Origin of the sequence: Streptomyces sp. CB02414, assembly GCF_001905385.1 — a bacterium.
Lineage (GTDB): Bacteria > Actinomycetota > Actinomycetes > Streptomycetales > Streptomycetaceae > Streptomyces.
In genome coordinates, this window is record NZ_LIPF01000009.1 from 1 (window position 1) to 12104 (window position 12104).

The 12104-nt window shown below is 72.6% G+C and carries 8 protein-coding genes; 4 read left to right on the forward strand and 4 right to left on the reverse strand.

From position 1 onward, the window contains the following. Positions 1–498 precede the first annotated feature (498 nt). Both AMK11_RS27175 and ptsP read left to right on the forward strand, forming a co-directional pair. A complete protein-coding gene (locus AMK11_RS27175) occupies positions 499–948 on the forward strand; it encodes a PTS sugar transporter subunit IIA (RefSeq protein WP_073730720.1) in 450 nt (149 codons plus the stop codon). A gap of 77 nt (positions 949–1025) precedes the next feature. Beyond that, positions 1026–2696: a phosphoenolpyruvate--protein phosphotransferase gene (ptsP, locus tag AMK11_RS27180; RefSeq protein WP_073730721.1), complete on the forward strand. Its 1671-nt coding sequence runs from the start codon at positions 1026–1028 to the stop codon at positions 2694–2696. A gap of 71 nt (positions 2697–2767) precedes the next feature. On the opposite strand, the gene AMK11_RS27185 is transcribed toward ptsP, so the two are convergent. Together AMK11_RS27185 and AMK11_RS27190 are read right to left on the reverse strand one after the other, a co-directional pair. Beyond that, positions 2768–3658, reverse strand: a complete 891-nt coding sequence (locus tag AMK11_RS27185) for a hypothetical protein (protein ID WP_073730722.1) — start codon at positions 3656–3658, stop codon at positions 2768–2770. Between the two features lie 121 nt (positions 3659–3779). Next, positions 3780–5756 carry an acetoacetate--CoA ligase gene (locus AMK11_RS27190; RefSeq protein ID WP_073730723.1) on the reverse strand — a complete coding sequence of 659 codons (1977 nt, stop codon included), beginning with the start codon at positions 5754–5756 and terminating at the stop codon, positions 3780–3782. Positions 5757–5968: 212 nt separating this feature from the next. On the opposite strand from AMK11_RS27190, the gene AMK11_RS27195 reads away from it, so the two are divergent. Beyond that, a complete protein-coding gene (locus AMK11_RS27195) occupies positions 5969–8326 on the forward strand; it encodes a glycoside hydrolase family 31 protein (RefSeq protein WP_073730724.1) in 2358 nt (785 codons plus the stop codon). Between the two features lie 39 nt (positions 8327–8365). Here AMK11_RS27195 and AMK11_RS27200 read toward each other — a convergent pair whose 3' ends face one another. After that, positions 8366–8902 carry an NUDIX domain-containing protein gene (locus AMK11_RS27200; RefSeq protein WP_073730725.1) on the reverse strand — a complete coding sequence of 179 codons (537 nt, stop codon included), beginning with the start codon at positions 8900–8902 and terminating at the stop codon, positions 8366–8368. A 47-nt stretch (positions 8903–8949) separates the two neighbouring features. Next, the gene (locus AMK11_RS27205; protein ID WP_073730726.1) at positions 8950–9759 is read right to left on the reverse strand and encodes a M15 family metallopeptidase; all 810 of its coding nucleotides are present in this window, start codon (positions 9757–9759) and stop codon (positions 8950–8952) included. 151 nt (positions 9760–9910) lie between these two features. On the opposite strand from AMK11_RS27205, the gene AMK11_RS27210 reads away from it, so the two are divergent. After that, positions 9911–11536: a GGDEF domain-containing protein gene (locus AMK11_RS27210; RefSeq protein ID WP_073730727.1), complete on the forward strand. Its 1626-nt coding sequence runs from the start codon at positions 9911–9913 to the stop codon at positions 11534–11536. Positions 11537–12104 lie beyond the last annotated feature (568 nt).

Consider the following 12104-nt stretch of genomic DNA (forward strand, 5'->3'; position numbering starts at 1 on the left):
GACCGTTCACAGCGTCCTCGCTGTGTTTTTTCAAAGGAACCTCGTACCAGCCTGATGGCTGGTAACGGGGTATCAACATATCTGGCGTTGACTTTTGGCACGCTGTTGAGTTCTCAAGGAACGGTCGCTTCCTTTGTACTCACCCTCTCGGGCTTTCCTCCGGGCGCTTCCCTTCGGTGTTTCCAACACTATCAGGCTTTCCCGGTGCTTCTGACCACCGTCCTGCGGGCATGCAGAAGGCGATCCAGCGATAGGATCTGACAAGTTGGATGCTGCCGTTGCGAGGACGCTTGCTTCGCGTCGCTCAGCCCCAGGCAGGAGTTACGACTCTACACGGGGCCGCGGAACGGGTGCAAATCCGGGGGGAGTGTGGTCTAGACCTCTAATCGGAACACTCATGCGGAACCGGTACTTCCTATGACATACCCTGCTGCACAGTGCGCCGTCCGGGACAGGCAGTGACGGCCCATATACATCCCCGCCCCTGGGAGGCTTCCCATGACCACCGTCTCGTCCCCACTCGCAGGACGTGCCATCGGACTGGCCGCCGTGCCCGATCCCGTCTTCTCCGGGGCCATGGTCGGCCCGGGTACCGCCATCGACCCCGTCCGGGAGGCCGGTGAGGCAGTGGCCCCCGTGGATGGGGTCATCGTCTCTCTGCACCCGCACGCCTTCGTCGTGGTCGACGAGAGCGGGCACGGCGTTCTCACCCACCTCGGTATCGACACCGTGCAGCTCAATGGGGAGGGCTTCGAGCTGCTGGTGAACAAGGGGGACACCGTCGTGCGCGGGCAGGGCGTGGTGCGCTGGGACCCGGCCGCCGTCGAGGCCGCGGGCAAGTCGCCGGTCTGCCCGATCGTGGCCCTCGAAGCGACCGCCGAGGCCCTCACCGAGCTCCGTGAGGACGGCGAGGTGAAGGCCGGCGAGAGTCTCTTCCTCTGGAAGTGACGCCGGCGCCGTCGCAGGACGGCTGGTAGGACAACCACCGCGGCGGCGGGACCCGCCGCACTATCGGGACGGGTGAGATGGAGACAACGCTGCGAGGCGTCGGTGTGAGCCACGGCGTGGCGATCGGCGAGGTTCGGCACATGGGGACGGCGGTGCTCGAGCCGCCGGCGAAGCAGATTCCGGCCGAGGACGCCGAGCGTGAGCAGGGGCGCGCCCGCAAGGCCGTGGAGGCGGTGGCCGCCGATCTGATGGCGCGCGGCAACCTGGCGGGGGGCGAAGCCCAGGCGGTGCTCGAGGCGCAGGCCATGATGGCCCAGGACCCCGAATTGATGGCGGACGTAGAGCGGCGGATCGCGGTCGGCAGCACGGCCGAGCGGGCGGCGTACGACGCCTTCGCCGCTTATCGCGCCCTGCTGGCCGGTGCCGGTGAGTACCTGGCGGGTCGTGTGGCGGATCTCGACGACGTGCGGAACCGTATCGTCGCGCGTCTGCTCGGGGTGCCGATGCCGGGCGTGCCGGACAGCGACGAGCCCTACGTCCTCATCGCGCGCGACCTCGCGCCGGCGGACACGGCCCTGCTCGACCCGACGCTGGTGCTCGGTTTCGTCACCGAGGAGGGTGGACCGACCAGCCACAGCGCGATTCTCGCGCGGGCGCTCGGGGTGCCCGCCGTGGTGGCGTTGCCCGGTGCCGGGGAGCTTCCCGAGGGCACGGTCGTCGCCGTGGACGGCAGCACCGGCGAGCTCTTCGTGAACCCCAGCGCGGAGAAGAAGGCGCGGATGGAGGCTGAGGCGGCCGAGCGCAAGGCCGCGCTGGCCGCATCGACGGGGCCGGGCGCGACCTCGGACGGTCACAAGGTGCCGCTGCTCGCGAACATCGGCGGCCCCGCCGACGTGCCCGCCGCGGTCGAGGCCGGTGCGGAGGGTGTGGGTCTCTTCCGTACCGAGTTCCTCTTCCTCGACGACAGCAAGAACGCGCCGTCCGAGGAGAAGCAGGTCACCGCGTACCGGCAGGTGCTGGAGGCCTTCCCGGAGGGCCGGGTGGTCGTGCGGGTGCTGGACGCCGGAGCGGACAAGCCGCTGGACTTCCTGACGCCGGGCGACGAGCCGAACCCCGCGCTGGGTGTGCGCGGGCTGCGGACGCTGCTGGACCACCCGGAGGTGCTGCGCACGCAGCTCACCGCGCTGGCGAAGGCGGCGGAGGGCCTGCCGGTCTACCTCGAGGTCATGGCCCCGATGGTGGCGGACCGGGCCGATGCCAAGGCGTTCGCGGACGCGTGCCGCGAGGCGGGGCTGCGGGCGAAGTTCGGCGCGATGGTGGAGATCCCGTCGGCCGCGCTGCGGGCACGCTCGGTGCTGCAGGAAGTCGAGTTCCTGTCGCTGGGGACGAACGACCTCGCGCAGTACACCTTCGCGGCCGACCGCCAGGTGGGCGCGGTGTCCCGGCTGCAGGACCCGTGGCAGCCGGCGCTGCTCGACCTGGTCGCGCTGTCGGCGGAGGCGGCGAAGGCCGAGGGCAAGAGCTGCGGTGTCTGCGGTGAGGCGGCGTCGGATCCGCTGCTGGCGTGTGTGCTGACGGGTCTGGGCGTCACCTCTCTTTCCATGGGCGCCGCGTCGCTGCCGTTTGTGCGGGCGACGCTGGCGAAGTTCACGCTCGCTCAGTGTGAGCGTGCGGCGGCGGCCGCCCGGGCGGCGGAGAGCGCCGAGGAGGCGCGCAGCGCCGCTCAGGGGGTGCTGTCCGGCGAGTAGGGCCGGGCGAGGCCGTCTGCTTGGCCGCGGTGCGGGGCGCTCCATCTTCGGGTGGGGCGCCCCGCGCGCGTTCAGTGGTGGTGTCCCGGTGGCATGTGGTCGTTTCCGAGGTCGGGTGGTGCGCAGTAGTCGACGTTGGATTCCGGGGAGATGAGGTCGCCGGACTCGATGTCGGTGCAGTAGGCGTCGAAGACCTCTCCGGCGGTGAGGGGTTCGAGGCCGTATCCGCGCAGGCGCCAGCCGTGGATGCGGTCGGGGCCGCCCGGGGTGCTGACGCGCATGACGAGTCCGCCGGGGCTGTGGGTGGCCAGGCCGAGGGCGAGGACGCCGGTGAATTCCACGGCTTCGGCCTCGTCGACGTGCGGAGTGCCGTCGAGTTCGTCGTCGGCGTGGAGTACGGAGACGAGGGTTTCCGGGGAGCCGGAGACGCTGCAGACAAGGTGGCGGCTGCCCGGCGGGGCGGTTTCGAGGACGCGCAGGAGGAGCCGCGATGCGCGGGTGTAGGCGGCCCTGCCCAGGTCCTCGCCGCAGGTCGCGCAGCTGCCGAGGCGGGCGAGGAGGGTGGCGGCGTACTCCCGGGTGGCTTGGCGGACCGCTTCGTCGACGAGGGCGGGGAGGAGGTCGGCGAGTGGCCGGCCGTCGTAGGGGACGGTGGGGCCGCCGGCCGCCAGTTCGGCGGTGAACCGGCTGCGGCTGGCGGGGGCGTCTGGGTCGAGGCCCGCCGCCGTGCAGTACTCGGCGTACTCCTCGGGGTCGAAGAGGGCGATCGTGGTGTGGGTGCCTTGTGCCGCGCGTGTTTTGAGCAGGGCTTCCACCTGGTGGAGATATGCGGCGTGGTCGTCGAACGTGAAACTTCGGTAGCGCCGCATGGCGCGGAAGTCGTGCTCGTCGGTGAGCAGTCCGATGGTGCCGGCGATTTCCCGGCGCAGGACGCGTCGCGTGGTCTGGTCGGTGTGCGCCATCTTTCCCCCTGTGCGCAGTCGATCAATGCTCACTCACAGTAACCGGCGGCACTGACAACGGCGTCGGGGCAGGCGTCGCGAGCCGGCCGTCGGATGCCTGGCCGGCTCGCGAAGTGCCTGTTCAGGTGCGTTTGCGGGCGAGTTCCTCGTAGAAGTGGAGCAGGTCGAGGTTGTCGATGGAGCCGGGGTTGACCGCCTTGTCCAGCGGGGTGCCCTGGAGGAGGCGCTTGACCGGGACCTCGATGCGCTTGCCGGTCAGGGTGTGCGGGATGCCGGGCACCTCGATGACTTCGTCGGGGACGTGACGCGGGGAGAGCTGTTCGCGGATGGTCTGCTTGATGCGGGTCAGCAGGGCCTCGTCGAGGGCGGCGCCGGGGGCGAGGTGCACGAACAAGGGCATCCAGTAGCCGCCGTCGGGCTGTTCGACGCCGATGACGAGGGATTCCCTGATCTCGGGCAGCCGCTCGACGGCTTCGTAGATGTCGGCCGAGCCCATGCGGACACCCTGCCGGTTCAGGGTGGAGTCGGAGCGGCCGTGGATGACGACCGATCCCCGTGAGGTGACGGTGATCCAGTCCCCGTGCCGCCACACGCCGGGGTAGGTGTCGAAGTAGCTGTCGCGGTAGCGGCTGCCGTCGGGGTCGTTCCAGAAGCGGATCGGCATCGAGGGCATGGGGTTGGTGACGACGAGTTCGCCGACCTCGTCGGTCAGGGGTTTACCGCTGGGGTCCCAGGACTGCAGGTCGGTGCCGAGGCCGGGAGCCTGGAGTTCGCCGATGTACACCGGGAGGGTGGGGACGGCGCCCGCGAAGCAGGAGCAGACGTCCGTGCCGCCGCTGACGGAGGCGATCCACAGGTCGGCGCCGCTCGCGGCGAACTCGTCGTGCAGCCAGCGGAAGCCGTCGGGCGGGAGGGGGGAGCCGGTCGTGGCGACGCACTGGACCTTGGAGAGGTCGTGGTCGCGGGCGGGGTGGACGCCGGCCTTGCGGCAGGCCATGACGTAGGCGGCGGAGGTGCCGAAGAGGGTGGCGCCGGTGCGTTCGGCGATGCGCCACTGGGCGCCGGTGTCCGGGAAGCCGGGGCTGCCGTCGTAGAGGACGATCGTGGTGCCGGTGAGGAGGCCGGAGACGAGGAAGTTCCACATCATCCAGCCGGTCGAGGTGTACCAGAAGAAGCGGTCCTCGGGGCCGAGGTCGCAGTGCAGGCCGAGCTGCTTGAGGTGCTCGACGAGAATGCCGCCCTGTGACTGGACGATGGCCTTGGGCAGGCCGGTGGTGCCGGAGGAGTAGAGCACCCACAGGGGGTGGTCGAAGGGCAGCTCTTCGAAGACCGGTTCCGTGTCCGCGGCCGTCAGCGTTTCCCACTCCAGCACGCCTTCGGGGGCCTCGCTGCCGAGGAGCGGGATGTGGACCACCGCGCGGAGGGTGGGCAGTTCGCGGCGGAGTTCGGCGACCGTTTCGCGGCGGTCGTGTTCCTTGCCGCCGTAGCGGTAGCCGTCGACGGTGAACAGGACGACGGGCTCGACCTGCTGGAAGCGGTCCAGGACGCTGCGGGCGCCGAAGTCGGGGGCGCAGGAGGTCCAGACGCCGCCCACGGCGGCGGTGGCGAGGAGGGCGACCACGGCCTGGGGGATGTTGGGGAGGTACCCGCTGACGCGGTCGCCCGGGCGTACGCCCAGGGCGCGCAGTTCGGCGGCGAGCGAGCCGACCTGGCGGCGCAGTTCGGCCCAGGTGACGGGGCTGGGTTCGTGGGTCTCGTCGACGTACAGGAGGGCCGGTTCGTCCGCGCGGGTGGCCGCCGCGCGCAGGGCGTGCTCGGCGTAGTTGAGCGTGGCGCCGGGGAACCACTGGGCGCCGGGCATGGTGCGGTCGCCCAGTACGCGCGCGTAGGGGGTCGTGAAGCGTACGTCGAACCAGTCCGTGACCGCCTTCCAGAACGTGTCGGGCTCGTCGACGGACCAGCGGTGCAGGGCCGCGTAGCCGCCTTCGGCGGGCGCGCCGTGGTGTTCGGCTGCCCAGGCCTGGAACGCGGTGATCCGGGCTCGCGCGATGCGTTGCGGATCCGGCTGCCAGAGCGGCTGGGGGTTCAGGGTCGACATGGGCGGCTCCCGGACTGTGCGCGTCGTGTGCGTCCTCCGCGCACGGGCTGGGGTGTGCGCGTGACGCGGCTGACAGGGACGATGCCATGTGATCGACTTCCGCACCAGGGCGCGCCCCACATAGTCGGCGTCATGAAGATGTGGTGGCATCACGGGTGAACGGCAGTTGAACGCGTCCCGCGCGGGTGCCGGTCGGTGGCAGGGTGAGCAGCATGGACGGTCGTGACCTGGTGCGTTCGATGAAAGCGGTCGGTTCCGCGGGGGCTGCGCAGGGGTTGCGTACCGTGCGGGCGGCGTGGCGCAGGCGGCGGGCGGACGCCGCGGGGCTGCCGCCGCGGAGTGCGGAGCGTGCCCGGGTGCCGGGGGCGATGCGGGAGGTCGAGCCCGGGCCCGGGGGCGGGACGGTCCGGTTCGCCCGCTCGGAGCTGCGCGTCCTCGTCGCCGTGAACGGGGCGGTGTTCTGGGGGTGGGACGGGGCCGGGCCGGAGCCGTCGTACGCGTTGGCGGGCCGTTGCCCGGAGCCGGACCCGCGAGCGGTGCTGGAGCCGGACAAGGGCGGCGGCTGGCGGGTGGTGGCCGAGCGGGCGACGGTGGCCGTCTCCCGGCACGGGGCGGTCGAGGTGCGTACGCCCGGGGGTGTGGTGTTGCGCCGGGAGGCGCCGCCGCGCTGGTGGGAGCCGGCCGGCGGCGGTCCGGCGCGCTGGACGCTGCGGTCGGAGGTGGCGGCGGACGCCCGGTTCTTCGGGCTGGGCGGGCGGTCCGCGGGTCCCCGGCTGCGGGAGAACACGTACCGGTTGTGGAACGGCAGCCGGGAACCGGGCTTCGCGCCTGGTGAGGACCGGTCGTCGGTCGCGATGCCGGTGCAGCTGGTGGTGGCGGACGCGGGGACGCACCTGGTGTTCCACGACAGTTCGTGGGACGGCACGGTGGCGTTGCGGGAGGGCGAGGAGGGGGCGGGGTCGGGGCACGACCGGCCGGGGCGGAGCGTGCTGCGGATGGAGGGGGGTCCGTTGCGGTGCTGGGTGGCGGTGGGCACCCCCGCGCGGGTGCTGCTCGCCTGGGCCTCGCTCACCGGGGCACCCGCGCTGCCGCCCGTGTGGGCGCTCGGTCACCAGCATGCGCGGTCGGGTTCCGGTGACGAGCAGGAGGTGCGGCGGGTCGTCGCCGGTTTCCAGGAGCGTGACCTGCCGCTGGACGCCGTGCACCTGGGCGCCGGGCATCTCGACGGCCGGCAGGTGTTCACCGTGGACGACAGGCGGTTCCCCAAGCTGCCCGTTCTCGCGGAGGAACTGCGCCGGGACGGTGTCCGGCTGGTGTCGGTCGTCGATCCCACGGTCCCGGCCGTGCCCGGCAACGCCCTGTACGACGGCGGGACGGGAGAGGACGTGTTCGTGCGGGACGCCTCCGGGTCCCCCGTGCGCGGCGTGGCGCGGCCCGGGGAGGTCGTGTTTCCCGACTTCACGCGCGCGCGGGTGCGCGAGTGGTGGGGCGGGTGGTACGAGGAGCGGCTCGGGCGGGGTTTCGCCGGGTTCTGGCACGACCTGGACGAGCCCACGTCGTTCGCCGCGTTCGGGGAGCCGACGCTGCCGCTGTCGGCGCGGCACTCGCTGGAGGGCCGGGACGGCGACCACCGGGAGGCCCACAACGTGTACGCGTTGTGCATGGCCCGCGCCGGGTTCGAGGGGCTGCGGGCTCTGACACCCGGGGAGCGGCCGTTCGTCCTGTCCCGTTCCGGGTGGGCCGGCATGCAGCGGTACGGCGGTGTGTGGACCGGGGGCGCGGGTGCGGGCTGGCCCGGGCTGCGGGCCTCGCTGGCGGTGGTGACGGGGCTCGGGCTGTGCGGGGTGCCCTACGCGGGGCCGGACGTGGGCGGGGCGGACGGGAGCGCTTCGCCGGAGTTGTATCTGCGGTGGCTGCAGTTGGCGGCTCATCTGCCGTTGTTCCGCACGCGGGGTGAGCCGTGGGGCTTCGGTGCCGAGGTGCTGGAGCACGCGCGCGTGGTGCTCGACGGACGGCGGCGACTGCTGCCGTACTTCGTGACGCTGGCGCACCTGGCCCGGCGTACGGGCGCTCCCTATGTGCGTCCCCTGTGGTGGTCGGCTCCGGAGGAGCGGGCCCTGCGGGACTGCGAGGACGCCTTCCTGCTGGGCGACTGCCTGCTGGTCGCGCCGGTGCTGGACCCGGGGGCGGAGCGGCGTGCGGTGCGGCTGCCTCGGGGCCGCTGGTACGACACGGCGACGGAGCGGGCGTACGAGGGGCCCGCGCAGGTTCTGGTGGACGCCCCCGTGGCGCGGATCCCGGTGTTCGCCCGCGCGGGTGCCGTGATTCCGGTGCGCGGGGAGGGCGGTGGCACGGTGCTGGAGGTGTGGGCGCCCGCGCGGGGGCGGACCGGCGGCGGACTGGTCGTACCGGACGCGGGCGACGGCTGGGAGGAACCGGAGATCGAGCGGTACGGCTCGCGTTGGGATGGTCGGCGGGTGGTGGTGGAGCGGGAGGGCGAGGACGGCGTGTGCGAGCCGTCCCGCCCGGTCCGCGTCCGCGGGCTCGCGGAGTGCTCGGGCCCGGGGTAGCGGCGAGTCGGACAGCGGCCACCCAGATGTAGCGGCAGCTCAGACGTAGCGGCCCTCGAACCAGGCCCGTACGGCCCGGGTGTGGAGCGGGAAGGCGAGCTCCTCCGCCCTGCGCAGCAGGTGCCAGCCCTCGGTCTCGCTCGTGGCGGCGGAGGGCGGGAGGCTCTCGGCCGGCCGTTCCGGCAGGAGTCCGAAGAGCAGCAGGTGGCCGTCGGGCGAGCTCATGGCGTCGATCAGGCGTACGTCGCGGCTCGCGGCGTCGATGCCCGTCTCCTCCTTGAGTTCGCGGACGACGGCCTGCCGCCAGTCCTCCCGGTCGTCGACGTAGCCGCCGGGCAGTGCCACGCCCCCGCGCGCGGGGGACACGGTTCGGGTGATGACGACCAGGGCGGTGCCCTGGGTGTCGTAGACGGGCTGGAGGGCGACCGCGACCGGCAGCGGGTTGCGGTAGGCCGCGGTGCCGCACGCCGGGCAGGTGCGGGGCCAGCCGGAGACGCCCTCTCCGTAGGGCGATCCGCAGCTCGAACAGTGGGAGCCGGGCGCGGAGTCGGGAACGGAGGATTGATTTTCGGACACGCGGCGGACTGTATCCAATGGCTCGGCGGGCGGCTCCGGCAGGCGGCTCAGCGGCGGCCGGCGAGGGACTTGGCGGAGACCGGGAAGTCGAAGTATGTGTCCGTGTACGGCTCGGGTTTGTACGTGAAGTGCCACCACTCCTCGGGGAGGTTCACCAGGCCGACGTTCTCCAGGGTGTTCTTCAGCAGCAGCCGGTTGGCTCGCTGGTTGCCCTGGATGCGGGGGTCGAGGGTGTGGGAACGGGTGTCGAAGCAGTCGTAACCGGTGCCCATGTCGACGGAGTTGTCGGGGAAGCGCTCCTCCTGGGGAGCGAAGCAGGGCACCAGGGGCTGTCCGGGGTGGTAGGGCCGCGTCGGCCTGGCCGGGACCTTGACGAGGGTGAGGTCGACGGTCGAGCCGCGGCTGTGGCCGGACTTCTCGGCGATGTAGCCGTCGGCGAACAGGCGGGTTTTGTCGACCTCCGGGTAGAACTCGGCCTTCATCCGCTGGTCGTCGAGGTCCTCGGCCCAGCGCACGAAGTGGTCGACGGCGCGCTGCGGCCGGTAGCAGTCGTACACCTTGAGGGAGTAGCCCTGACGCAGCAGGCGGGTCTGGGCCCGGTGCAGGGCTTCGGCGGCGGGGCGGGTGAGGATGCACAGGCGCTGCCGGTAGCCGTCGATCGGTTCGCCGACGAAGTTGTGCCGGGTGACGTAGCGCATCTCCTGGATGATCGTGGGGTCGACGCTCCTCAGGGACACGAAGTCCTCGGGCGCCCTGGGTTCGGGCTTCGCCTGGGCGGTGGCGGGGGCGGCGGTCACGGCGACCAGAGCGGCGAGGGCGGTGACCAGTCCACGGAACGCGGTGGGGATACGTGTCATGTTCCCTGCATCTATCAGGCGGGAGCGGCGCGGGGGAAGTGGGCGGACCGGCGGCACCCCCGCCGCGTACGCTCTGTGAGCGATTCGGAATCATGCGTGAACGTCTCATGAACTGGGCCCGGTCGGGTGCGGGAGACGCCATCCTGCTCCCGTGCGCTCCTGGACGGACAGTCTCCGCTTCGCCTTCCAACCGGTGGTCAACCTGACGACCGGCGGGGTCGCGGCGCTGGAGATACTCGCCCGCCCGGAGAGCGGCGACATCCTGGCCGAGGCCCGCCGCGACTCCGAACTCGACGCACGGCTGGCGGTGTCCGCGTTCCGCGCGGCGGTGCGCAAGGAGACCTTGCTGCCCCTGCACGTCAACGTGTTCGCGGGCACGCTGGCCGACCTCGGTGGTCTCCAGCCCCTGTACGACGCCGTGCGTGAGGCGGGACGGATGCCCTGGGAGGTCACGCTGGACGTCTGCCCGCCGTACGCGCACGTGCCGCGGCGGGCGCTGCTGGAGGCGGTGTCCACGGTGCGGGGCCAGGGATTCCGGATCTGTGCGGACGGGGTGGGTGACGGCGACGCGCCGCTGCGGCTGCTGGCGGACCTGGCGCCGGAGCTGGTGAAGCTCGATGCCTCCTTGCTGGCGCGGCCCGCGGCGGTGCGGGCGATGCGGGTGCTGTGCGACGGACTGGGGGCGCTGCTGTCCGTCGAGGGCGTGGAGACGGAGGCGCAGTACGCCGCCGCGCGGTCGGCCGGCGCGCAGTGGGCGCAGGGGGAACTGTTCGCGCCGCCGGCGCGGCTGCCGGCGGCGGACGTGTACGTTCCGCCCGGCTCCCCCGGCGTCCCGCCGGCACGGCGTTCAGGTCCGTCGGTGCGGCAGTTCGTGCGGCCGGCCGCGCTGCTGCCCGCGACGGCGTCGGCGGGGCGGGTACGGGCGCTGCTGACCGGGTCGCCGGACGTGTCCGGGGTGCTGCTCGTGGACCGGAACGGAGTCCCGGTGCGGTCGGTGCACCGGTCCCGTTTCCTGCTGTCGATGTCGGGGCGCTACGGGCATGCCCTGTACGCCGACCGGCCCGCGGCCAAGCTCGGCGACGTGCCGCGGACGGTGGGCGTCGACGCGACGGCCTGGGAGGTGCTGGACGTCGTGGCGGTCGGCGGCCGGGGCCGTACCTCGGACGACGTCGCCGTGGTCGACGCGAACGGACGGTGCGTGGGCGTCGTGCGGCTCGCGGATCTCGTACGGGCGCTGGCCGAGAGCCGGGTGGAGGAGGCGGCCGGGCTGAATCCGCTGACCCGGCTGCCCGGCTCGGACGCGATCACGGGTGAGGTGGACCGGCGGATCGCGGAGGGGCGGGCTTTCGCGCTGAGCTGGCTCGATGTGGACCGCTTCAAGCAGGTGAACGACGGGGCCGGGTTCGCGGCGGGCGACGAGCTGATCCGGGCCGTCGGCCGGGCGCTGCTGCGGTCGGCGTCGGGGGCCACCGACGTGGGGCACATCGGTGGCGACGACTTCCTGGTGCTCACCGATCCGGAGGAACTGGATCCGCTGGCCGCGTCCGTGCTGGACGTGCCGTGGTCGGCCGGCGGGCGGTCCGTGACGCTGTCCCTGGCGACCGTCCTGTGTCTGCCCGGGAGCGTCCTGGACCATCGGCAGGCGGCGGCCTGTCTGGCCCCGCTGAAGGAGGCCGCGAAGGCGTTGGGCGGGGCGAGTTGGGTGCTGGGCCGGGCGGGAACGCCGGGGCACGAGGTCCGGCGCGGCTCGAACCGGACAGCGGCGCAGACGGGCTGACGGACGGCCTCCCCGGCGGCGGGGAGGCCGTCCGGGGGGACCGACTCCTGGAACTGCGACCGAGACCCGCTCACGGACGATTTCCCGCCGGCGCGAATCCACGCGGGACAGCCCCGGGGCAGCGGGCAGACCGACTGAGGAGCCGCTCCCCCTCCGACGGAAGTCGGCCCGGAACACCCAGGCCGGCGACACGAACCCGCTCACGGACATCCCCGCCACCGGGAATCCCGCCCACAACGCCCCCCCCCGGAGGCAGCGGCACAGGCCGGCTGAGCGGCACCGCGCCCTCCGACCGGAACCGGCCCGGGACGGCCGCGGCACGGCTCGCGAACCGTTGCGGTCGGCCACCTTGACGCTCCGCGGGTGCCGGTGAACACTTCCGGTGTCAGTCGACATCGCCGTACATCTCGGCGTATTCCGGCACTGCGTCGCGCGGGTCCTCCTGTGCTTCGAGGTCCACTCCCCCACGGCCGGTTCGGCTGTTACGGCACGCTCGTCACTCACGCCCCCTCGGGGCAGGACGCCATGGGAAAGCGCACCCGCACGTGCGGACCGGGACCGGTCGTCC